The 22883-nt window shown below is 63.5% G+C and carries 16 protein-coding genes; 11 read left to right on the top strand and 5 right to left on the bottom strand.

All coding sequences use genetic code 11. The features are described 5' to 3' along the window. Positions 1-70: 70 nt before the first annotated feature. From CEW83_RS12855 to CEW83_RS12840, 4 genes are all read left to right on the top strand, one after another. Positions 71-391, top strand: a complete 321-nt coding sequence (locus tag CEW83_RS12855; RefSeq protein ID WP_420094079.1) for a DUF485 domain-containing protein — start codon at positions 71-73, stop codon at positions 389-391. Further along, the gene (locus CEW83_RS12850; RefSeq protein WP_108949699.1) at positions 391-2067 is read left to right on the top strand and encodes a cation acetate symporter; all 1677 of its coding nucleotides are present in this window, start codon (positions 391-393) and stop codon (positions 2065-2067) included. The genes CEW83_RS12855 and CEW83_RS12850 overlap by 1 nt, the downstream gene beginning before the upstream one ends. Positions 2068-2210: 143 nt before the next feature. After that, positions 2211-3632: a class II fumarate hydratase gene (gene fumC / locus CEW83_RS12845; RefSeq protein WP_108949698.1), complete on the top strand. Its 1422-nt coding sequence runs from the start codon at positions 2211-2213 to the stop codon at positions 3630-3632. Positions 3633-3695: 63 nt separating this feature from the next. Beyond that, positions 3696-4985: a hemolysin family protein gene (locus tag CEW83_RS12840; RefSeq protein WP_234418809.1), complete on the top strand. Its 1290-nt coding sequence runs from the start codon at positions 3696-3698 to the stop codon at positions 4983-4985. Positions 4986-5014: 29 nt separating this feature from the next. Here the strand turns inward: CEW83_RS12840 and CEW83_RS12835 are convergent, their stop codons facing one another. Continuing rightward, positions 5015-5686: a GntR family transcriptional regulator gene (locus tag CEW83_RS12835; protein ID WP_108949697.1), complete on the bottom strand. Its 672-nt coding sequence runs from the start codon at positions 5684-5686 to the stop codon at positions 5015-5017. 309 nt (positions 5687-5995) lie between these two features. Between CEW83_RS12835 and scpA the strand changes: the two genes are divergently transcribed. The 7 genes from scpA to CEW83_RS12800 all read left to right on the top strand — a co-directional run bounded on the left by scpA (position 5996) and on the right by CEW83_RS12800 (position 18162). Further along, positions 5996-8161, top strand: coding sequence for a methylmalonyl-CoA mutase (scpA, locus tag CEW83_RS12830; RefSeq protein ID WP_108949696.1), 2166 nt, complete (start codon positions 5996-5998; stop codon positions 8159-8161). 79 nt (positions 8162-8240) lie between these two features. After that, complete coding sequence (gene meaB / locus CEW83_RS12825) at positions 8241-9251, top strand: methylmalonyl Co-A mutase-associated GTPase MeaB (RefSeq protein ID WP_108949695.1); 1011 nt, start codon at positions 8241-8243, stop codon at positions 9249-9251. A 94-nt stretch (positions 9252-9345) separates the two neighbouring features. Continuing rightward, entirely contained in the window at positions 9346-10878 is a 1533-nt protein-coding gene (locus CEW83_RS12820; RefSeq protein WP_108949694.1) for an acyl-CoA carboxylase subunit beta, read from the top strand. 22 nt (positions 10879-10900) lie between these two features. Continuing rightward, a complete protein-coding gene (accC, locus tag CEW83_RS12815; RefSeq protein WP_108949693.1) occupies positions 10901-12892 on the top strand; it encodes an acetyl-CoA carboxylase biotin carboxylase subunit in 1992 nt (663 codons plus the stop codon). A 212-nt stretch (positions 12893-13104) separates the two neighbouring features. Further along, positions 13105-15546: an EAL and GGDEF domain-containing protein gene (locus CEW83_RS12810; RefSeq protein ID WP_108949692.1), complete on the top strand. Its 2442-nt coding sequence runs from the start codon at positions 13105-13107 to the stop codon at positions 15544-15546. A 233-nt stretch (positions 15547-15779) separates the two neighbouring features. After that, positions 15780-17171: a KamA family radical SAM protein gene (locus CEW83_RS12805; RefSeq protein WP_108949691.1), complete on the top strand. Its 1392-nt coding sequence runs from the start codon at positions 15780-15782 to the stop codon at positions 17169-17171. A 118-nt stretch (positions 17172-17289) separates the two neighbouring features. Beyond that, positions 17290-18162 (top strand): neutral zinc metallopeptidase, encoded by an 873-nt coding sequence (locus CEW83_RS12800; RefSeq protein ID WP_108949690.1) that lies wholly within the window; start codon positions 17290-17292, stop codon positions 18160-18162. Positions 18163-18183: 21 nt separating this feature from the next. Here CEW83_RS12800 and CEW83_RS12795 read toward each other — a convergent pair whose 3' ends face one another. From CEW83_RS12795 to CEW83_RS12780, 4 genes are all read right to left on the bottom strand, one after another. Then, complete coding sequence (locus CEW83_RS12795) at positions 18184-18663, bottom strand: VOC family protein (protein ID WP_108949689.1); 480 nt, start codon at positions 18661-18663, stop codon at positions 18184-18186. 100 nt (positions 18664-18763) lie between these two features. Next, positions 18764-19489 (bottom strand): response regulator transcription factor, encoded by a 726-nt coding sequence (locus CEW83_RS12790; protein WP_108949688.1) that lies wholly within the window; start codon positions 19487-19489, stop codon positions 18764-18766. Position 19490: 1 nt separating this feature from the next. After that, a complete protein-coding gene (locus CEW83_RS12785; RefSeq protein WP_108949687.1) occupies positions 19491-21521 on the bottom strand; it encodes a PAS-domain containing protein in 2031 nt (676 codons plus the stop codon). Positions 21522-21680: 159 nt separating this feature from the next. Then, the gene (locus CEW83_RS12780; RefSeq protein WP_108949686.1) at positions 21681-22721 is read right to left on the bottom strand and encodes an AraC family transcriptional regulator; all 1041 of its coding nucleotides are present in this window, start codon (positions 22719-22721) and stop codon (positions 21681-21683) included. Between the last annotated feature and the right edge of the window lie 162 nt (positions 22722-22883).

The raw sequence follows: 22883 nt of genomic DNA, 5'->3' as shown, positions 1-22883 counted from the left end.
GGCACAGCCACATGGAGGAGGGTGGAGGAAGCGACGATTTTTTCGTTGTTTTCTTGGAGGGGGAGTAGACGTGTCGATATCAATGTATGCGCACATCAGGCGCAATCCGCGATTCGCGGAACTCGTGGCCAAGCGTACGCGGTTTGCTACAAGGCTTTCCGCAGTGGTGCTGGTGATTTTCTATGGTTTCGTGCTGACGGTGGCCTTCGCACCCGACGTGATCGCAATGCGCCTCTTCGAGGGCAGCAACCTCACGCTCGGTATCGCGCTCGGCCTGTTCCAGTTCGCGCTGTTCTGGGTGCTGACGCTCGTGTATGTGCGTCGGGCCAACGGCGAATTCGACGACATCAACAACGAAATCGTCCGTGCGGCGTGGAAGGAAGAAAAATAATGCGCGCCTCCATCGTTTCCCGTCTGGGTGTCGCTTCCGGCGCACTCGCCGGCTCGGCTGTCGCGCTGGCAGGGCCTGCGGTTGAAGCCACTGTTCAGCAGCCGCTCAACCTGCACGCGATCGGCATGTTCTTTGTGTTCGTCGTGATGACGCTGGCCATTACCTACTGGGCCGCAAGTCGCACCAAGACGACCGCAGACTTCTACACCGCCGGCGGTGGCATCACCGGCTTCCAGAACGGTCTGGCGATCGCGGGCGACTACATGTCCGCGGCCACGCTGCTAGGCCTGACCGCGATGATGTACATGCAGGGCGTCGACGCCTACATCTACATGATCGCCTTCTTCGTGGGCTGGCCGATCATCCTGTTCCTGATGGCGGAACGCCTGCGCAATCTGGGCAAGTTCACCTTCGCCGACATCACCTCCTATCGCCTCAACCAGGGCAAGGTGCGGACCATGGCTGCGGTCAGTTCGCTCACCGTGGTGTGCTTCTATCTGGTGGCGCAGATGGTGGGTGCCGGTCAGCTGATCAAGCTGCTGTTCGGGCTGGAGTACAACGTTGCGCTGTTCGTGGTCGGTGCGCTGATGATGGTGTACGTCACCTTCGGCGGCATGGTTGCCACCACCTGGGTGCAGATCATCAAGGCCTGCCTGCTGCTGATCGGCGGTACCACGGTGATGCTGCTCGCTTTCAGCCAGTTCGGCTTCAGCTTTGACGAGCTCACCACGCGTGCAATGGAAGTGCATCGTCTGGGCGCCAAGCTGCTGGCCCCGGGCAGCCTGCTGGCCGATCCGGTCACTGCGATCTCGCTCGGCATCGGCCTGATGTTCGGCACTGCCGGCCTGCCGCACATCCTGATGCGCTTCTTCACCGTGACTGACGCCAAGGAAGCGCGCAAGTCGGTGCTGTACGCATCCGGGATCGTGGCCTACTTCTTCAACGTCATCGCACTGATGGGCCTCGCTGCAATCCTGATCGTCGGTCAGAGCCCGGAGTACTTCGAGGGCGGCGAGATTGGCGGCAAGATCGTCGGTGGCAACAACATGGTCGCGATGCACCTTGCGCAGGCCGTGGGTGGCAACCTGCTGCTCGGCTTCCTGTCGGCAGTGGCCTTCGCCACCATCCTGGCCGTGGTTTCAGGGCTTGCGCTGGCAGGTGCCTCGGCGATCTCGCACGACATCTACTCGCGCGTGATCATGAAGGGCAAGGCGTCGGAGTCCACCGAACTGCGCGTGTCGAAGTTCGCCACCATCGGTCTGGGCGTGGTTGCGGTGCTGCTCGGCATGGTGTTCGAGAAGATGAACGTGGCCTTCATGGTCGCGCTTGCCTTCGGCGTGGCGGCGTCGGCCAACTTCCCGGTGCTGATCATGTCCATGTACTGGAAGGGCCTGACCACGCGCGGCGCCCTCGCGGGCGGCTACCTCGGCCTGTTCAGCGCGGTGGCCTTCGTCGTGCTGTCGAAGTCGGTGTGGGTGGATGTGCTGGGCTATGCCTCGCCGATCTTCCCCTACACTCAGCCCGCACTGTTCTCGATGCCGCTGGCCTTCCTTGCCACGATCATCGTTTCGCTGCTCGACAACAGTGGCGAAGCGCAGAACGAACGTGAAGCCTTCGGCGACCAGTACGTGCGCGCGCAAACCGGCGTGGGTGCGGCGACTGCAGCTGCACACTGATTCACGGGTGATCTTTCGGGGCATGCCCCGAAACCGGACTCAACCCCGCATGGTGCTCGTCGCCCTGCGGGGTTTTTTGCTTTTTCCGGATCAAATCCGCTCAGCGATGATCAAAGATTCACGAAGCCAATCCGGAGAGCATCATGGACACCGTGCGTATCGAGACCGATTCAATGGGCGAGGTCGACGTTCAGCGCGACCGCTACTGGGGGGCTCAGACTGAGCGCTCGCTGCACCACTTTGCCATCGGCGTCGAGCGCTTTCGCTGGCAAAGACCGATGATCCGGGCGCTGGGCCTGCTGAAGCGGGCTGCGGCAGAGGCGAATGTGGCGCTCGGCGAGCTGCCGCCTGACATCGGTGCGCTGATCGTGCGCGCGGCCGACGAGGTGATCGAGGGCAAGCTCGACGCCCACTTCCCGCTGGTGGTGTTTCAGACCGGTTCCGGTACGCAGTCCAACATGAACGCCAACGAGGTGATCGCCAACCGGGCCATCGAGATGGCTGGCGGTACGCTGGGCAGCAAGCATCCGGTGCACCCGAACGATCATGTGAATCGCGGGCAGTCATCGAACGACACCTTTCCCACGGCGATGCATCTCGCCGTGGTGGCCGAGCTGGATCAGCGGCTGTTCCCGGCGGTCACCCGTCTGCGCGATACGCTGGCGGCGCGGGCAGCGGCTTTCAGCGATGTGGTCAAGACCGGCCGCACGCATTTGCAGGACGCCACTCCAGTGACCCTGGGGCAGGAGATCGGGGCCTGGGTCAGCCAGATCGATTTCGGGATCGCGGGTGTTCGTGCTGCACTTCCCGGCCTGTATTCGCTCGCCATCGGCGGCACGGCGGTGGGAACCGGGCTCAATGCGCATCCGCGCTTCGGTGCGAGCACGGCCGCCCGGCTCGCCGAGCTGACGGCACATCCGTTCGTGAGTGGGGCTGACCTGTTCTTTGCGCTGGCGGCGCACGACGCCCTCGTGCAGACCTCGGCAGCCCTGCGCACGCTGGCGGGCGGGCTGATGAAGATGGCAAACGATGTGCGCTGGCTCGCCAGCGGCCCGCGCTGCGGCATTGGCGAACTGCGCATCCCGGAGAATGAGCCGGGTTCCTCGATCATGCCCGGCAAGGTGAACCCGACGCAGTGCGAAGCGCTCACCATGGTGTGTGCGCAGGTCTTCGGCAACGATGCCACGGTGGCCTTTGCAGGCACCCAGGGCAACTTCCAGCTCAACGTCTACAAGCCGGTGATGGCACACAACGTACTCGAGAGCATTGCCTTGCTGGCCGATGCCTGCGATGCCTTCGAGCGCCACTGCGCACGTGGTATCGAACCCGATCTCGAGCGCATCAGCAAGCATCTCGACGCCAACCTGATGCTGGTGACTGCGCTCAATCGCCATATTGGCTACGACAACGCCGCGGCGATCGCCAAGCACGCCCATCGCGAGGGCCTGAGCCTGCGTGAGGCGGCGATTGCGAGCGGGAAAGTGAGCGCAGAGGATTACGACCGCTGGGTGGTGCCGGCGGACATGACGCTTGCTTCCGCGGAGGACGAGGTCACGCCGCGGTGATAGACTCGACAGCAGGTGCTCCGGCTGGTGCAGATGGCGCCAGCTGTCGGGCCTGGAGTCATCGTGAGCCTGCTGAACAATATATTCGTCATTTCCCTGCTGATTGCGATCAGCGCATTTTTCTCCATTTCCGAAATTTCACTGGCTGCCGCGCGCAAGATCAAGCTGCGCCTGATGGCTGACGGCGGCGACCCCAATGCGCAGCGCGTGCTGCTGCTGCAAAGCAGCCCCGGCAACTTCTTTACCGTGGTTCAGATCGGCCTCAATGCGGTCGCCATTCTCGGCGGCATCGTCGGCGAGAAGGCCCTGTCGCCGCATCTGGAGGCGATGCTGCGTCCTGCGTACGACGGGCCGATGCTCGGCTCCATCAGTTTTGCCCTGTCCTTTGCCTTCGTGACTTCGTGTTTCGTGCTGTTTGCCGATCTGATGCCCAAGCGGCTGGCCATGGTCGAGCCTGAACGCATCGCGTTGATCATCGTGCGGCCGATGCTGCTGTGCATGAGGGTGTTCGCCCCGCTGGTGTGGATATTCAACGGACTTGCCAACCGCCTGTTTCGCTTCTTCGGCGTGTCGGGCGAACGCATCGAGAGCATTACCGCCGCCGATATCGTGGCCATGGCCGATGCCGGTGCGCAGGCCGGCGGCGTGCTGCGTCAGGAGCAGCACCTGATCAGGAACGTGTTCGAACTGGATTCCCGCTTTGTGCCGTCGGCGATGACCGCGCGCGAGAGCATTGTCTTTCTGAGCCTGGGCGAGACCGAAGACAGTATCCGGCGCAAGATCGCCGAGCATCCGCACGGCAAGTTTCCGGTGTGCGAGAACTCGATCGACAGCGTGATCGGCTATGTCGACTCCAAGGACATTCTGCCCCGCATTCTGCAGGGGCTGGAACTGTCACTGCGTACGCAGCCGATCGTGCGCAAGGTGCTGGTGCTGCCCGATACGCTGACACTGTTCGAGGCGCTGGAGCAGTTTCGCGCGGCCAAGGAGGATTTCGCGCTGATCGTCAATGAGTACGCGCTGGTCGTCGGCCTGCTTTCCTTGCAGGACGTGATGAACACGGTGATGGGCGATCTCGGCAGTCCGTTTCAGGAAGAGCTCATCGTGCGTCGTGACGATCAGTCCTGGCTCATCGACGGCGTGACGCCGATCGAGGACGTGATGCAGGCGCTGCAGATCCGTGTGTTCGAGGGCTTCGAGAACTACGAGACGATCGCGGGCTTTCTGATGTACCGGCTGCGCAAGGTGCCCAAGCGCACCGATCATGTGATCTACGCCGGGTACAAGTTCGAAGTGGTCGACATCGACAATTACCGCATCGATCAGGTGCTGGTGACCAAGGACGCTGGCTGAAGGTCGGCGTTGCGGCGCTGCCGACTGGGTCAGGCGACGCGGTTGCGCGCCTCGGCGATGCGGGCGAGGGCCTCGCGGCCGCCGCGGATGTGCTCGCGCATGAGCTGGTCGGCGGCGTCGGCGTCGCGCGCCAGCAGGGCGTCGAGCAGAGCGCGGTGCTCGGCCAGTGACTGCTCGAGCCGGCCTTCGGAGAACAGCGAGTGGTGGCGCGACAGCTTGATGACCTTGCGCAGGTCTTCGATCACGTGCAGCAGCCAGCGGTTGTCCGCAATACGTTGCAGTTCGTGGTGGAAGGCCTGGTTGGCCTCGAAAAAGGCGTCGATGTCCTGCGCGCTGGCCGCTTTCTCGAGGTCGGCGTGAATGGCTTTCAGGGTGCCGAGTTCGGCCTCGGTGGCGCGACCCGCCGAGCTTCGTGCGCACTCTCCCTCGAGCATGGCCATGACCTTGAACACTTCATCCAGGTCGCGCTCGGAGATCTCGGTCACATAACAGCCCCGGCGCGGCTTGAGCGTTACCAGCCCCTCGGATGCCAGCACCTTGAGCGCTTCGCGCAGCGGCGTGCGGGAAATGCCGTAATCCTCGGCCAGTGCCTGCTCGTCCACCCAGGTGCCCGGCTTGAGTTCGTGCGCAAAGATGCGCTGACGCAGGCGTTCTGCGACTTCCTGGTACAGCGCAAGCGGGGCGATGCGGGTTTCGGTCATGGCGAGAGTGGATCTCCGAAGGGTCGCAGATCATAGCTTATTCAAGGAGATGTCCTCGACCCATTGCATTCATAATTATGGATAAAGTATTATTCGTGCTGTTGAACAAGTCAACTTCCTTGGCGCGGCGTAGCATGGGAGGCTTCGGGTGAAAACCCGAAGAACATGAGAGGGACTACGCCGCGTAGCGAAGCGTCGGCGACCGCCCGCGAATGATTGCGGGCGGTCTCGTCGTCGTGTGGAAGTCGCGGCAAATCCGCCAAGCAACGCAACGCCGCCATTGCGGCCAATGTGTCAGAGAGGTTTTTCATGTCGAATGCAAAAGAGCCCACTTATTCCCAGCCTGGTCTGGATGCCTGGAACAAAGCCGCTTCCAAGCATGCCCCCGAAGGCGATGTGACCAAGCTGAACTGGACGACGCCGGAAGGGCTCACGGTAAAGCCGCTCTACACTGCCGCTGACGTTGCCGATCTGCCGCATGCCGACACCCTGCCGGGTTTCGAGCCCTACCTGCGCGGTCCGCAGCCCACCATGTATGCAGTCAAGCCGTGGACGATCCGGCAGTACGCAGGCTTCTCCACGGCCGAAGCGTCCAACGCCTTCTACCGCAAGGCGCTCGCTGCCGGCGCCCAGGGCGTGTCGGTGGCCTTCGATCTGGCCACGCACCGCGGCTACGATTCGGACAATCCGCGTGTGCTCGGTGACGTCGGCAAGGCCGGCGTGGCAATCGACTCGGTCGAAGACATGAAGATCCTGTTCGACAGCATTCCGCTGGACAAGGTCTCGGTGTCGATGACCATGAACGGTGCGGTGCTGCCGATTCTTGCCGGCTACATCGTCGCTGCCGAAGAGCAGGGCGTGTCGCAGGAAAAGCTGTCGGGGACCATCCAGAACGACATCCTCAAGGAGTTCATGGTCCGCAACACCTATATCTACCCGCCGACGCCGTCGATGAAGATCATCGCCGACATCTTTGGCTACACCGCGCAGCACATGCCGAAGTTCAACTCGATCTCGATTTCGGGTTACCACATCCAGGAAGCCGGCGCGAACCAGGCCATCGAGCTCGCCTTCACGCTGGCCGATGGCCTGGAGTATGTGCGTACCGGTATCGCCAGCGGCATGGACGTAGACAAGTTCGCCGGCCGCCTGTCCTTCTTCTGGGCGGTGGGCATGAACTTCTACCTCGAGATCGCCAAGATGCGCGCGGCGCGTCTGCTGTGGTGGCGGATCATGAAGCAGTTCGATCCCAAGAGCCCGAAGTCGATGATGCTGCGCACGCACAGCCAGACCTCCGGCTGGTCGCTGACCGAACAGGATCCGTACAACAACGTGGTGCGCACCACGATCGAGGCCATGGCGGCCGTGTTCGGCGGCACCCAGTCGCTGCACACCAACGCACTCGACGAAGCGATTGCGCTGCCCACCGAGTTCTCGGCCCGTATCGCACGGAACACCCAGATCATCATCCAGGAAGAGACCCACATCTGTAACGTGGTCGACCCCTGGGCCGGTTCCTACATGATGGAAAAGCTCACTCAGGACATGGCCGACAAGGCCTGGGAACTGATCGAGGAGATCGAGTCCATGGGCGGCATGACCAAGGCGGTCGAGTCAGGCTGGGCGAAGATGAAGGTCGAGGAGTGCGCAGCCGACAAGCAGGCCCGCATCGATTCGGGCAAGGACGTGATTGTCGGCGTCAACAAGTACAAGCTCGACAAGGAAGACCCGATCGACATTCTCGACATCGACAACCACGCGGTGCGTGAGTCGCAGGTGGCGCGTCTGGCGAAGATCCGCGCAAGTCGCGACAGCGCTGCGGTGCAGGCCGCACTCGATGCGCTGACCCGCTGTGCCGAGACGAGCGAAGGCAATCTGCTCGATCTCGCGGTCAAGGCCGTGCGTCTGCGCGCAACCGTGGGCGAGATCTCTGACGCGCTGGAGAAGGTCTTTGGCCGTTATCGTGCCAACCCGCAAGCCGTGTCCGGCGTGTATGGAGCCGTGGTGGAAAACGACAGCGACTGGAAAGAACTCAAGGCCGACATCGAAGCCTTCGTGGCCGAAGAGGGTCGCCGTCCGCGCATCATGATCGCCAAGCTCGGCCAGGACGGTCACGACCGCGGCGCCAAGGTGGTGGCATCGGCCTTTGCCGACCTCGGCTTCGATATCGACGTCGGTCCGCTGTTCCAGACCCCGGAAGAGGTCGCGCGTCACGCGGTGGAGAACGACGTTCATGCGGTCGGCTGCTCCAGCCTCGCGGCAGGACACAAGACGCTGGTGCCTGCGGTCATCAACGGCCTCAAGGCGCAGGGTGCGGACGACATCGTGGTTTTCGTCGGCGGCGTGATTCCGGCGCAGGACTATGACACGCTGTACGCTGCCGGTGCCAAGGGCATCTTCGGGCCGGGCACGCCGATCCAGAAGTCTGCGCGCGAAGTGCTCAAGCAGATTCGCGCCGCACGGGCCAAGGCCTGATTGCGGAAGGTGCGGCGGGTGGCCGTATCTCCGTTTCGCCGCGCCTGAGTTCGTTACCTTCGTCTTTGCCCCGAGACCGATGACCGCTTCCGATTCCGTGTCCCCTCCGCTGCCGGCAATCGACGCCGCCGACCAGGCACTGGTCGACGGCGTGCTTGCGCGCAAACTGCGCCCGCTTGCCAAGACCATTACCCTGATCGAATCTCAGCGCGAGGATCACAAGGCCCGCGCGCGCGCCGTACTCGAGGCCCTGCTGCCGCATACCGGCAAGTCGATCCGGGTGGGTATCTCAGGTGTGCCGGGCGTGGGGAAGTCGACCTTCATTGAAGGCCTTGGGCTGTACCTGATCGAGCAGGGTTTTCGGGTGGCGGTGCTGGCGGTCGACCCGTCCTCGTCGGTCAGCGGCGGCTCGATTCTCGGTGACAAGACCCGCATGGAGCACCTGAGCCAGAATCCTGGCGCCTATATCCGCCCCAGTCCCTCGGCCTGCAGCCTCGGTGGCGTGGCGGAGAAAACGCGGGAGACCATGCTGGTCTGTGAGGCGTCCGGTTTCGATGTGATCATTGTCGAGACCGTTGGCGTGGGGCAGTCGGAAACCGCGGTCGCCGGCATGACCGACATCTTCTGTCTGCTGCAGCTGCCCAATGCCGGTGACGACCTGCAGGCGATCAAGAAAGGCATCATGGAAATCGCCGATCTGATCGTCATCAACAAGGCCGACATCGACCCTTCCGCCGCGATGCGGGCGAAGTCGCAGATCAAGACCGCGCTGCACATGCTGCGCCCGATGAGTCAGAACTGGATCGTGCCGGTCATCACCCTGTCAGCGCTCAGGAATGAAGGGGTCGCCGAATTCTGGGAGCAGGTGACGCGATACCGCGACACCCTGACCAGAACCGGTGAGTTCGATGCCAAGCGTCGTCACCAGGCCCTGGCCTGGATGTGGGACATGATCGACAACGGCCTGCGCAGCCGCTTCCGCAGTCACCCGCAGGTGAGGCGGGATCTGCCGGATCTGGCGAGCGCGGTCGAGCAGGGGACGACGACGCCGTCGGCTGCGGCGCTGACGCTTCTGAGCTACCTGAATTGAATCACCCGAATCAACTGAAACACGCAGCAAAGGATTGCGCGTCCGCACTGAAGTAGCGAACGCGCACACAGGAAACCCGCCAAGGAGGTTATCAATGCAAGACATCATTCGTCAGCTGGACGAGAAGCGCGCCAAAGCCCGTCTGGGCGGTGGCCAGAAGCGCATCGACGCCCAGCATGCCAAGGGCAAGCTCACTGCACGCGAGCGTATCGAACTGTTCCTCGACGACGGCAGCTTCGAAGAGTGGGACATGTTCAAGGAGCACCGCTGCAACGATTTCGGCATGAATGCCGACCATATCCCGGGCGACGGTGTCGTCACCGGGTATGGCACCGTGAATGGTCGTCTGGTGTTCGTGTTCTCGCAGGACTTCACCGTGTTCGGCGGTTCGCTGTCGGAAACCCACGCCGAGAAGATCTGCAAGGTCATGGACCATGCAATGAAGGTCGGTGCGCCGGTGATCGGCCTCAACGACTCGGGTGGCGCACGCATTCAGGAAGGCGTGGATTCGCTCGGCGGCTACGCCGACGTGTTCCAGCGCAACGTGATGGCCTCCGGCGTGGTGCCGCAGATTTCGCTGATCATGGGGCCGTGTGCCGGTGGCGCGGTGTACAGCCCGGCCATGACCGACTTCATCTTCATGGTGAAGGACTCCTCCTACATGTTCGTCACCGGTCCCGAAGTGGTCAAGACCGTGACCCACGAGGAAGTCACCGCCGAAGAACTGGGCGGCGCGATCACCCACAACACCAAGTCCGGTGTCGCCGACCTCGCCTTCGAGAACGACGTCGAAGCGCTGATGATGACCCGCCGTCTGGTCGGCTTCCTGCCCTCGAGCAACCGCGAGAAGCCGCCTGCGATTCCGGCGGTGGATGCGGCCGATCGCCTTGATTTCTCGCTCGACACGCTGGTGCCGGCGAACCCGAACCAGCCGTATGACATGAAGGAACTGATCGTCAAGATGGTCGACGACGGCGACTTCTTCGAGCTGCAGCCCGACTACGCCAAGAACATCATCATCGGCTTCGCCCGCATGGAAGGCTCTCCGGTCGGGATCGTCGCCAACCAGCCGCTGGTGCTGGCCGGCTGCCTCGACATCAAGAGCTCGATCAAGGCGGCGCGTTTCGTACGCTTCTGCGATGCGTTCAACATCCCGGTCGTGACCCTGGTCGACGTGCCCGGCTTCATGCCTGGCACCAGCCAGGAGTACGGCGGCATCATCAAGCATGGCGCCAAGCTGCTCTACGCCTACGCTGAGTGCACCGTGCCCAAGGTCACCCTGATCACGCGCAAGGCCTACGGCGGTGCGTATGACGTGATGAGCTCCAAGCACCTGCGTGGCGACGTCAACTTCGCCTGGCCGTCTGCCGAGATCGCGGTGATGGGCCCGAAGGGCGCGGTGGAGATCATCTTCCGTGAAGAGAAGAACGATCCCGCCAAGATCGCCGAGCGCGAGGCCGAGTACAAGTCCCGTTTCGCCAACCCGTTCGTGGCCGGTGCGCGTGGCTTCATCGACGACGTGATCATGCCGCACGAAACGCGCAAGCGCGTGTGCCGTTCGCTGGCCATGCTCAAGGACAAGGAACTCGAGAACCCGTGGCGCAAGCACGGCAACATTCCGCTCTGATTGCCGCACGAGGACAAAAGACATGTTTAAGAAGATTCTGATTGCAAACCGCGGTGAAATCGCCTGCCGCGTCATCAAGACGGCCCGCAAGATGGGCATCGCCACCGTTGCGGTCTATTCCGAGGCCGACAAGGACGCCCTGTTTGTCGAGCTGGCGGATGAAGGTGTGTGTATCGGCCCCGCCGCGTCGAAAGAGTCCTATCTGGCGATGGACAAGATCATCGCTGCCTGCAAGCAGACCGGTGCCGAAGCGGTGCATCCGGGCTATGGCTTCCTGTCCGAGAACGCCGAGTTCTCGCGCCGTCTGGAAGAAGAGGGCATCAAGTTCATCGGCCCGAAGCACTACTCGGTTGCCAAGATGGGCGACAAGATCGAGTCCAAGAAGCTCGCGATCGAAGCCGGTGTGAACACCATCCCGGGCTACAACGATGCGATTGCCGGTCCCGACGAGGCGGTCGAGATCGCGAAGAACATCGGCTATCCGGTCATGATCAAGGCCTCGGCCGGCGGTGGCGGCAAGGGCCTGCGCGTGGCCTTCAACGACAAGGAGGCGCATGAAGGTTTCGCCTCCTGCGTCAACGAAGCGCGTAACGCGTTCGGCGACGACCGCGTCTTCATCGAGAAATACGTGCTCGAGCCGCGCCACATCGAGATCCAGGTGCTGGGCGATGGGCACGGCAACTACGTCTATCTGAACGAGCGCGATTGCTCGATTCAGCGCCGCCATCAGAAGGTCATCGAGGAAGCGCCCAGCCCCTTCGTCGACCCCGAGATGCGCAAGGCCATGGGCGAGCAGGCGGTGGCGCTGGCGCGTGCGGTGAACTACGAGTCGGCCGGTACGGTCGAGTTCGTGGTGAGCGGCGCGACAAAGGAGTTCTACTTCCTCGAGATGAACACCCGTCTGCAGGTCGAGCACCCGGTCACCGAACTCATCACCGGGCTCGACCTCGTCGAGCAGATGATCCGCGTCGCCTACGGCGAGAAGCTGCCGCTGAGCCAGGCCGATGTCGGCATCAACGGCTGGTCCATGGAGTGCCGCATCAACGCTGAGGATCCCTTCCGCGGCTTCCTGCCTTCGACGGGCCGTCTGGTGAAGTTCCAGCCCCCGGCCGAGGTCGATGGTCAGGTGCGCGTCGATACCGGCGTGTACGAAGGTGGTGAGATCTCGATGTTCTACGACTCGATGATCGCCAAGCTCATCGTGCACGGCAAGGACCGCAACGAAGCCATCGAGCGCATGCGTGACGCGCTCAACGCCTTCGTGATCCGTGGCATCAGCTCGAACATCCCGTTCCAGGCCGCACTGCTGCAGCATCCGCGTTTCTGCTCGGGCAACTTCAACACCGGCTTCATCGCCGAGGAGTACCCGCAGGGCTTCGATGCGTCGATGGTGCCGCACGACGATCCCGCGCTGCTCGCCGCGGTGGCCACCTTTGCCCGCAAGCGCTACATCGACCGTGCGGTGCAGATCGACGGTCAGCTTGCCGGTCACGGCCGCAAGGTTGCCACCAACTGGGTGGTGGTGATGGGGGGCAAGCAGTACCCGATGTCCATCCGGGAGATCGAGGGCGGTTTGTCGCTGACCCATGGCGACACGACCTACGACATCGTCTCCGACTGGCGCTTTGGCGACCTGCTGTTCAAGGGCTCGGCCAATGGCAAGCCGATCTGCCTGCAGATCGAGCGCCGCGGCCTGCGCTACTACATCTCGCACTTCGGTCTGCAGGTCGAGCCGATGGTGATGACGGTGCACGCGGCCCATCTGCTGTCGCTGATGCCCGAGAAGCTGCCGCCCGATCTGTCGAAGTTCCTGCTGTCGCCGATGCCCGGCCTGCTGCGTGAGGTTTCGGTGGTCGAAGGTCAGGAAGTGAAGGCTGGCGAGAAGCTTGCGGTCATCGAAGCCATGAAGATGGAGAACGTGCTCAAGGCCGACAGCGACGTGACGGTCAAGAAGATCGTGGTCGCACCGGGTGCAAGCCTGTCGGTGGATGAGGTGATCATCGAGTTCGTCTGATCGGCGGCTGTCAGGCCGATCCTTGTTTCGTTCGATGGGGAGGGAGACGTCGCCGGCTTGTCCGGCGGGGTGCCCGTCGGAGGGTGGGCCCGCGCAAGCGGGCCCTTTTTCGTTAACTTGGTCGATTCATTGCGGGCTCTGAAAATGAATTTCGCAAAACGTCGGCGATGGGTCAAAATGACGTTGATATAGTCAGAAGGCGTGGATGTTCGATGAAGCCCGCATCCCTGAACGAAATTTCGGCAGCGTGCTCGCTCCTCGACCGGGACGAGGGCTTGCTGCGCGTGTTCATCGATGCGCTTCCCGATCTGGTTTTTTTCAAGGATGAAGAGGGGCGCTATCTCGGCTGCAATCGTGCGTTCGAAGCCTACGTCAACAAGGCGGAAGCGGAGATCATCGGACGTACCGATGGCGACCTCTTCGCCGCAGAGCTTGCAGCTTCCTACCAGGAGCTGGACCGGCGCGTAAGAGAGTCGGGCGTGGCCCTTCGCCAGGAAGAACGGATTGTCTATCCCGATGGTCGCGAGGTCTTGCTCGACACCCTGAAAACGCCGTTCTTTGGTGCCCAGGGCTTCTCCGGCCTGATGGGGGTCATCCGTGACATCACTTCGCTCAAGCAGGCCGAAGCAGCCCTGCGTGCAAGCCAGGCTTCGCTGGAGCGGGCCCAGGCGGTGGCGCGAACAGGAAGCTGGCAGATCAGTCTCGTCGAACGGCAACTGATCTGGTCGGCGGAGACCTATCGCATTTTCGGGCTGCCGGTGGGCACGCCGGTGAGCTACGAGAGCTTCCTCAACGCGGTGCATCCCGAGGACCGCCTCCGGGTCGACGCCGCGTGGCGGGCGGCGCGGGCGGGGGCCGGGCTCGACGTGCAGCACCGGGTCATTGTCGATGGCTGCGTGAGATGGGTGCATGAGCGTGCCGAGCTGCAATACGACGATGAGGGGCGCCTGGTCGCGGGTCTCGGCACAGCTCAGGACATTACCGAACAGAAGCATGCCGAAGGAAAACTGAAGCAGGCTGCAGCCGTGTTCGAGAATACCGCGGAAGCGGTGCTCATCACCGATGTCGACCAGCGCATCGTGGCGGTCAACCGGGCGTTTACCGTGATCACCGGCTTTACCGAGGAGGAGGCCATCGGTCAGCGGCCGACCATGTTGAGCTCGGGACGGCAGAGTGCGCGCTTCTACCGCGAGATGTGGCGCGAAGTGAGCGTCACCGGCCACTGGCAAGGCGAGATCTGGAACCGGCGGAAGAATGGCGAGATCTTCCCCGAGCTGCTGACCCTGTCGGTGGTGCGTGACGAGGAAGGTTTCATCACCCATTTCGTCGGCGTGTTCTCCGATATCAGCCGCATGAAGCACGCGGAGGCCCAGCTCCAGCATCTGGCGCACTACGATGCGCTGACCGACCTTCCGAACCGGGTGCTGCTCAACCTTCGCCTCGAGCACAGCGCGGAACGGGTCCGGCGCGGCGGCAAGATCATGGCGGCGCTGTTCATGGACATCGACCGCTTCAAGAACGTCAACGACAGTCTTGGCCATCCTGTGGGTGACGAGTTGCTGGTCGAGATCGCACGCCGGCTGAACGGGCGGATGCGGGCGGAAGATACGCTCGCCCGGCTCGGTGGAGACGAGTTCGTGATCCTGCTCGATCGCATCGACCGGGTCGACGACGTTGCCAGCTTTGCGCTCGAGATGATCGAACTGATGAACCAGCCGTTCCAGCTGCGCAGCGGGGAGGAGGTGTTCGTCGGTGCGAGTATCGGCATCAGCATCTATCCGGACGACAATGATGACTATCAGCAGCTGATCCGCAATGCAGATGCGGCCCTGTACGAGGCCAAGGCGGCCGGACGGAACGTCTATCGCTTCTACACCGAGGCGCTCACGATTGCTGCGCAGGAGCGCCTGGCGCTGGAAACCGCCTTGCGCAGGGCGCTGGAGCGCAATGAGCTCGTGCTGCACTACCAGCCTGTGGTTGCAGTGGCGTCCGGCTACACGACAGGGGTCGAGGCGCTGGTGCGCTGGCGCCATCCGGCCGACGGACTGGTTTCGCCCCTGCGCTTCATCCCGATGGCAGAAGAGACCGGGCTGATCGTGCCGCTCGGCATCTGGGTGCTGGAGGAGGCGTGCAGACAGGGACGGGCCTGGCTCGACGGGGGGCGGGTCATGCCGATTGCGGTCAATATCTCGTCACGCCAGTTTGCGGACGGCGCGCTGGTCGATACCGTGCGTCGTGTGCTGGATCGAAGTGGCTTTCCGGCGAGCATGCTGACCCTGGAGCTGACCGAGAGCGCGATCATGCACAAGCCCGACCAGGCCGTCCGGGTACTGGAAGAGCTGAAGGCGATCGGGGTGAAGTTCTCCATCGACGACTTCGGCACAGGCTATTCGTCGCTGGCCTATCTCAAGCGTTTCCCGGTCGATGCGCTCAAGATCGACCGCAGTTTCGTGGCCGATATCGTCGACGACGAGAACGATCGTATGATCGTGTCGACGGTGGTGGCGATGGCGCGACAACTGCAGCTCAGCGTGATCGCCGAGGGCGTTGAGACTGCCGAGCAACTGGCTTTCCTGACCCGGCTCGGGTGCTCCGCATGTCAGGGCTATCTGTTCGGGCACCCGCTCGAGGCCGGGGAACTCGACTTCGGCTGACGCATCTTATCAGTGTGTTCTCGCTGTATATATTTGCGCAAAACTAACCGGCTGCATATAATGGTTCGACTCAGCGCCGACGGCTTCTTCACTCGTCGGCTTCACCCGGACCGGCATTGAGGCATTCGCCCACTGGCCACGCAGCCCCCGGTCCCCACCCGTTTCCGGTTACAGAAAACCTGACGATCCTGTCGCCTCAGGGGGTGGTGTCCGACGCAAAGAGGAGATCGATAATGAGACAACAAACGCCGACCTTGGCTCGTTCCTGGCCCATCGCTCGTGTTGATGAGGTTGAAGATCGACCCTTCCGTGTGTTCACCCAGCGCGACCTTGATCGCATCGAGCCGCTCACTCGCATGTCGGAAGAAGCCCGCTTCGAGATGAAGGTGGTGTCTACCGTGTTGCCTTTCCGGGTGAACCAGTACGTTGTCGACGAACTGATCGACTGGGACCGTGTGCCAGACGATCCGATCTACCAGCTGACCTTCCCGCAGCGCGGCATGCTGACCGACGCGCACTTCGAGCGTATCGCCCAGCTCTATCGCAACGGTGCAGACAAGGCCGTGATCGAGGCTGCTGCGCACGAGGTGCGGCTGGAGCTCAATCCCCATCCTGCGGACCAGATGGAGATGAACATGCCACGCGATGCCGAGGGCAACCGCATCGAAGGCATCCAGCACAAGTATCGCGAGACCGTGCTGTTCTTCCCCAGCCAGGGCCAGACCTGCCACAGTTACTGCACCTTCTGTTTCCGCTGGGCGCAGTTTGTCGGTGACAAGACGCTGCGCATTGCGGCGTCCGAAGCGCGGATGCTGCACGGCTACCTGCGCGAGCATCACGAGGTGACCGACCTGCTGTTTACCGGCGGCGATCCGATGGTGATGAAGACCAAGCATCTGCAAGGCTATCTGGAGCCCCTGCTGGCGCCGGAGTTCGACCACATCCAGACCGTCCGTATCGGCACCAAGGCGCTCAGCTTCTGGCCCCACCGTTTCCTTGGTGCTTCGGATGCAGACGAACTCATCGATCTGCTCGAACGCATGGTCAAGGCCGGCAAGCATGTGGCCCTGATGGCGCATTACAACCACTGGCGCGAAATGGAAACGCCGGCCGCACGTGCGGCAATCCGGCGTATCCGCTCGACCGGTGCGGTCATCCGTGCGCAGGGCCCCCTGATCAAGCACATCAACGACGATCCCGCAGTGTGGGCGCGGATGTGGAAGACGCAGGTCAGCCTCGGCATCATTCCCTACTATTTCTTCGTCGAGCGCGATACCGGTGCGCGCAACTACTTCGAGGTGCCGCTGGCACGGGCGTGGGAGATCTATCGCGAAGCCATCCAGCAGGTGTCCGGCCTGGCCCGTACCGCGCGTGGTCCGAGCATGAGCGCCAGCCCGGGCAAGGTCGAGGTGCAGGGTGTGTCCGAAATCAACGGCGAGAAGGTGTTCGTGCTGCGCTTCATCCAGGGTCGCAATCCGGACTGGGTGCAGCGGCCCTTCTTCGCAAAGTACGACGACCAGGCGACCTGGCTGCATCACCTCAAGCCCGCATTTGGCGAGGAGAAGTGGTTCTGGGAAGACGAATACAACGCCATCCGCGACGACAAGGTGGGTGCCGAAGCCTGATCGCATCAGTACAGGGAGGCATCAACAGAACGGGTCCGCATTGTCGGGCCCGTTTTCTGTTGACGCCACGCCCGATCGCGGGATGATACGCACACAGGCAGGCAGGCGGAGAGCCACGATGCGTTTCGACAATGGCAGGGAAAGCAGCAATATCGAGGACCGGCGCGGACAGCAGGCGCCGCGGCGTGGCCTCGGCGGTCGCGGCCGGATCGGGCTCGGTACCATCGTGCTCGCGCTGGTCGCCATGTACTTTGGCGTCGATCCCAGTGTGGTGCTCAACGGGGCTGGCGTGATGAATCCGCCGGCGCAGGAAACGAGTCGCCCGCGCATCTCTAGCGGACCTGGGGCGGACGATACGGCGCGCTTCGTGTCGATGGTGCTGGCCGATACCGAGGACACCTGGCGCGCAGTGTTCAGTGCCGGTGGGCGACGCTATCAGGAGCCCCGGCTGGTGCTGTTCAGTGGTGCGACCCAGAGCGCGTGCGGGCTTGGGCAGGCCGCGATGGGGCCCTTTTACTGCCCGGCTGACGGCAAGATCTACCTCGACCTGAATTTCTTCAACGAACTGCGTGATCGCTTCCGCGCGCCCGGAGACTTTGCCCAGGCTTATGTCATCGCGCACGAGGTCGGTCACCATGTGCAGAACCAGCTCGGGGTGTCGGCAAAGGTGCAGGAGGCGCGGCAGCGTCTCTCGGAGCGCGAAGCCAACCGGCTATCGGTGAAGCTCGAACTGCAGGCCGACTGCCTGGCCGGGGTGTGGGCGCATCACGCCGACCGCAGCCGTCAGGTGCTCGAAGCCGGGGACGTGGAAGAGGCGCTGGCCGCGGCGGCCGCAACCGGTGACGATCACCTGCAGAAACAGGCGCGCGGCTACGCCGTGCCCGACAGCTTCACACATGGCACCGCTGCGCAACGTGCGCAGTGGTTTCGCACCGGCCTGAACGCAGGCACCTTGCGCGCGTGCGACACCTTCAGTGTCGCCACGCGCTGAGACATCAGGGGGGAAACAGGATCAGGCCGCTGCCAGGCGGGCGAAGGCGTCAACGACTTCGGGCGGTGCCTGCACCAGTTCGATCAGCACGCCTTCGCCGCCGATGGGGAATTCCTCATTGCCCTTCGGATGCAGGAAGGTGATGTCGAAACCCGCTGCACCGCGACGGATGCCGCCGGGTGCAAAGCGCACGCCCTGTGCGCTGAGCCACTCCACGGCCTTGGGCAGATCGTCGATCCACACGCCGACATGATTCAGCGGCGTGGTGTGTACCGCAGGCTTCTTTTCCGGGTCGAGCGGCTGCATCAGATCGACTTCGACCTTGAACGCGCCGGCGCCCATCGCGCAGATGTCCTCGTCGACGTTCTCGCGCTCGGACACGAAGTTGCCGGTGACCTCGAGGCCGAGCATGTCGACCCACAGCGTCTTGAGCTTTTCCTTGCTCGGGCCGCCAATGGCGATCTGCTGGATGCCGAGGGTCTTGAACGGGCGCTGGGACATGGCTGAGCCTCCTGTCATGGTATGGATTAAGAATTCATAATTATAGAGCGGAATCGCTCATGACGCGGCATGGCCGTACCCGGCGTGCGGGCACGCTTTCCTACTCCCAGCTGACCTGGGTCGAGAACAGATAGCCCGCGCCATACACGGTCTTGATCAGCTTCGGGTTGTGCGGGTCGTCGTCGAGTTTGCGACGCAGGCGCGAGATGCGCACATCGATGCTGCGATCGAAGGGATCGACGTCGCGCTCGCCGAGCAACTGTTCGCGCGAGAGGATCTTGTTCGGACGCTGCAGCAGGGTGGTCAGCAGGCCTGCTTCGGCGGCCGAGAGACCGACTTCACGGCCATCGGCAGCGGTCAGGGTGTGCTGCCCGCTGTCGAACACCCAGGTGCCGAAACGCGCCAGGCTGCGCTCTACCGGTTCGACCGGCGCGGCACGCTGGTAACGGCGCAGGATGGAGCGCACGCGGGCCACCAGTTCGCGGGGTTCGAATGGCTTGACGATATAGTCGTCGGCGCCCAGCTCGAGGCCGAGCACACGGTCGGTTACATCGTTGCGTCCGGTCAGGATCAGCACTGCACACGGGCTGCCTTCCTGAAGTTCGCGCACCACCTGCATGCCATCCATGTCGGGCAGGCCGAGATCGACGATGCACAGATCGGGCGTCGCCTGGCGCGCGCGCGCCAGAAGCTGGCGACCGGTGGACAGGTGTTCGCAGCGGAAGCCATATTCGGCGAGGCTGGCACAGATCAGGCGGGCAATCTCGGCCTCGTCTTCAAGGACGAAGATGCGGGGGGGGCCAGACTCGGGGTGGGGGCTGCTCATCTCAGCGGGTCTCCTCGGGCGGATCAAGTTCGTTCAGTGCGGCGGCAAGCGCCGTCTGGTCGAAAGGTTTGCGCAGCACCGGAATGCCGGCACCGAGCGATTCGTCTTCGTCTTCAGCGCTGGCGTAGCCGGTGATCAGCAGAACGGGCAGGTTGGGGCGCAAGGCCAGCGCCCGCGCGGCGAGTGCGCGCCCGCCCAGGCCGCCTGGCATCACCGTGTCGCTGATCAGCAGTGCGATGTCCTCGACGTTTTCCAGCAGCGGCAGGGCTTCCATGCCGTTCTCGGCTTCGATTACGACATGCCCGAGCGCGGTCAGCTGAAGACGGATGATCTTGCGCACGTCGGGCTCGTCTTCGACCAGCAGCACCGGCCCCTGACTCAGCCGCGGTGACACCACGGTGCGTTCCACCTGTACCGCGCTCGTGTCGGGCGGTGCCGAGCGCGGCAGCACGAAGCGCACATTGGTGCCCTTGCCCTGAGTGCTCACCACCCGGATGTTGCCGCCGGACTGGCGGACAAAACCGTAGACCATCGACAGGCCGAGACCGCTGCCGCTGCCGAAGGGCTTGGTGGTGAAGAAAGGCTCGAACACACGCTGCAGCAGTTCCGGCTCGATGCCGCTCCCGGTGTCGGTGACGTCGATCTGCACGTACTTGCCGGGCGGCACCTCCACCAGGCGCGAGACGTAGCTATCGAGGTCGCGTTCGGAGACGGTGATGGTCAGTTCGCCGCCTTCGGGCATCGCGTCGCGTGCGTTGAGGGCGAGGTTGAGCAGCGCGTTTTCGAGCTGATGCGGATCGACGAGCGCGAACAGGGGCTCGCCGGGCAGACGCAGGCGGACCTTGATGGCTTCCGTGAGCGAGCGCACCAGCAGGTGCGTCATGTTGTGCACCAGTGCGCCAACCTCGACACTGGTGGGTTCGAGCGGTTGCCGGCGGGAGTAGGTGAGCAGGCGCCGGATCAGTTCGGCGCCACGACGCGCAGCCTGCATCGCCGGGTCGACATGATCGGCCGATTGCGCCGGGCCGAGCTGGGTCTGCAGCGCCGACAGGTTGCCGATGATGATGGTGAGCAGGTTGTTGAAGTCGTGGGCCAGGCCACCGGTGAGCTGGCCGACCGCTTCCATCTTCTGGGCCTGGATCAGCGCCGCCTGGTTGGCCTTCTGTTCGGTGATGTCGATGGACAGCACGAAGTAGCCCTGGAAGCCGCCCTCCACCGAGACGTCGGGCACCACGACACTGCGGGCATGCACTGTGCGTCCGTCCGCGGTGGTGCGCGAATATTCGTAGCTGACGCGCTCGCCGCCAGCGGCTTCGTCGAGGTAGGGGCTGACCGCCGCGTAGGCGTCGGGGCCGAACACCTCCTCGACGCTGCGCCCGACGATGCTCTCCTTGCTCAGGCCGAACCATTCGGCGTAGCTGCGGTTGGCGAAGCGGTAGCGCTGCCCTGCATCGACATGGGCGATGAGCGCGGGGATGGCGTCGAGGATGAGGCGCAGGCGCTCTTCGCTCTGACGCAGTGCGCCCGCGATCTGATCCACCTCGTGGTTTGCGCGTTCCAGTTCGGCGGTACGTGCCTGCACCCGCGCTTCGAGCTGCGCGTTCTGCTGCTGGATGACCGACTCGTAGCGGCGCTGCTCGGTGATGTCGGTCCACAGCGTGACAAAGCCGAGGTTGGGGATGGGCACGCCGCGTACCGCCAGCACTTTGCCGTTGGGGCGTGCGCGCTCAATGTAGTGGGGCTGGAAGGCGCGGGCGGAGGCAACGCGCTCAAGCACCAGGGTCTCGATGTCGCCGGTACCGTACTCGCCGCGCTCTGCGTTGAAGCGGACGAAGTCCTCGAAGGGCGTGCCGACCCGCACCATGGACTCGGGGAAGTCGAGCAGGCGCAGCATGGCCTTGTTCCAGGTCACCAGCTTGGGGGTGGCGTCGAACACGGCGATTGCCTGGTCGAGCAGATCCAGCCCGGCCAGCAGCAGGTCGTAGCGCCGGCGTTGTTCCGGCGTCAGTGAGGTGTTGCCGGCTTGCACCATGTGCGGCCTGTCTCCTCTTGCGAGTCGGTACTTATTGTGCGGAGGGCGAGCACTCCCGACACGTGAACGGAATCAGGGGCTGCTTCCTTTTGAGCATAATAGTGTGCCCGAAGTTGACGTCGACGTTAACCAATCCGGTCCGAAAACGAGAATTTGTGCTCAGTTTGCGCTGCCGCGCACCGTGTGGTCGCGGGCCGCTTTTCGCGCTGCGCCCGCAGCGAGGCGGTTGCGAAACTGTTCGGGTGAGATGCCGGACCAGGCGACGAAAGCGCGGTAAAAGGCCGACGGGTCGGCATAGCCAAGGTCTGCGGCTAGCCGGGCAATCGGCTGTCGCGTCTTGGTCAGGCGGGCGAATGCGATGTCGCGCCGGGTCGCGTCCTTGATCGCGCGAAAGCTCGAGCCTTCCTCCTCGAGTCGGCGGGCGAGGGTGCGGGGCGACACGTGCAGGCGCGCGGAGACCGCTTCGAGCGAGAGGTTGTCCGGCAAGGCATCGCGCACCAGGTCGCGAACCCGGAACACCATCTCGCGGTCACGGCGGTAGAGCATGCTGATCTTGCCCGGCGCACCTTCGAGGAAGCTTTCCAGCGCGGCCTCGTCACGGCGGATCGGCAGGTCGAGCAGGTTGGCCTGAAATCGGGCGCAGAGCGCCGTCGCATCAAAGCTGGAGTGCTCGGTATAGACCAGGGCGTAGTCGTCTGCGTGTGCCGGACGGGCGTAGGGGAAACTCACTTCGTCGAGCGCGATGCCGCGGCCGACGAACCAGCACGCCACGCCGTGCAGCAGGCGCAGCAGCCATTCAAGCGCGAACACCCGCGCCGGGGCATCGCGTTCGGTCGAGACCGGCGTGACTTCGATGATGCGCAGTTCGGCGCGCTGTCCGTCGCGCTCGATGCGGATGTCCAGGTCGGGCAGGACGATATGAAGAAAGCGTCGCGCGCGCGCCAGCGCTTCGGCGAGGTCGGTCGCCCCCATCATGCCGCGGCACAGGAACTCGAAGCTCCCTGGCGCCATTGCGCGCGAGAACAGGCCGAAGCCTTCGTCGTCGAGTTCGGTCACGATCAGGTTGTACAGCCGCGCGTAGCGCTCGACCGGGATGCGACTGGCGGCATCTGCAAGATCGATTCCTGCCGCACTCAACAAGGGGGTCTCGTCGCGGCCGCGCTGACGCAGCCCGGAAAGCATGCCGGTCACAAAGCCCATTGCGACGGATGCTCTGGCCCGACTGCGGCGCGGGGATGCGTGGGCAGGGTTTGGGGGGGCTTCGTTCATGGCCTCACCGTGGGTTCGGAGTGCATTCGGATGATTGGCGGATTTTGCACGATGGACGTCGGCTGCGGCAATGGCATTCCGGCCAGCTGGCTT

Origin of the sequence: Parazoarcus communis, from assembly GCF_003111645.1 — a bacterium.
GTDB lineage: Bacteria > Pseudomonadota > Gammaproteobacteria > Burkholderiales > Rhodocyclaceae > Parazoarcus > Parazoarcus communis_A.
This window is presented reverse-complemented; position numbering and strand designations above follow the sequence as displayed.

Bases quoted from the DNA above. Each gene is read 5' to 3' on its own strand.
- fumC (WP_108949698.1), top strand. From the start codon at position 2,211: ATGGACACCGTGCGTATCGAGACCGATTCAATGGGCGAGGTCGACGTT.
- meaB (WP_108949695.1), top strand. From the start codon at position 8,241: ATGACCGCTTCCGATTCCGTGTCCCCTCCGCTGCCGGCAATCGACGCC.
- CEW83_RS12780 (WP_108949686.1), bottom strand. From the start codon at position 22,721: ATGGGCTTTGTGACCGGCATGCTTTCCGGGCTGCGTCAGCGCGGCCGC.
- CEW83_RS12795 (WP_108949689.1), bottom strand. From the start codon at position 18,663: ATGTCCCAGCGCCCGTTCAAGACCCTCGGCATCCAGCAGATCGCCATT.
- CEW83_RS12790 (WP_108949688.1), bottom strand. From the start codon at position 19,489: ATGAGCAGCCCCCACCCCGAGTCTGGCCCCCCCCGCATCTTCGTCCTT.
- CEW83_RS12785 (WP_108949687.1), bottom strand. From the start codon at position 21,521: ATGGTGCAAGCCGGCAACACCTCACTGACGCCGGAACAACGCCGGCGC.
- CEW83_RS12805 (WP_108949691.1), top strand. From the start codon at position 15,780: ATGAGACAACAAACGCCGACCTTGGCTCGTTCCTGGCCCATCGCTCGT.
- CEW83_RS12800 (WP_108949690.1), top strand. From the start codon at position 17,290: ATGCGTTTCGACAATGGCAGGGAAAGCAGCAATATCGAGGACCGGCGC.
- CEW83_RS12820 (WP_108949694.1), top strand. From the start codon at position 9,346: ATGCAAGACATCATTCGTCAGCTGGACGAGAAGCGCGCCAAAGCCCGT.
- CEW83_RS12850 (WP_108949699.1), top strand. From the start codon at position 391: ATGCGCGCCTCCATCGTTTCCCGTCTGGGTGTCGCTTCCGGCGCACTC.
- accC (WP_108949693.1), top strand. From the start codon at position 10,901: ATGTTTAAGAAGATTCTGATTGCAAACCGCGGTGAAATCGCCTGCCGC.
- CEW83_RS12835 (WP_108949697.1), bottom strand. From the start codon at position 5,686: ATGACCGAAACCCGCATCGCCCCGCTTGCGCTGTACCAGGAAGTCGCA.
- CEW83_RS12810 (WP_108949692.1), top strand. From the start codon at position 13,105: ATGAAGCCCGCATCCCTGAACGAAATTTCGGCAGCGTGCTCGCTCCTC.
- scpA (WP_108949696.1), top strand. From the start codon at position 5,996: ATGTCGAATGCAAAAGAGCCCACTTATTCCCAGCCTGGTCTGGATGCC.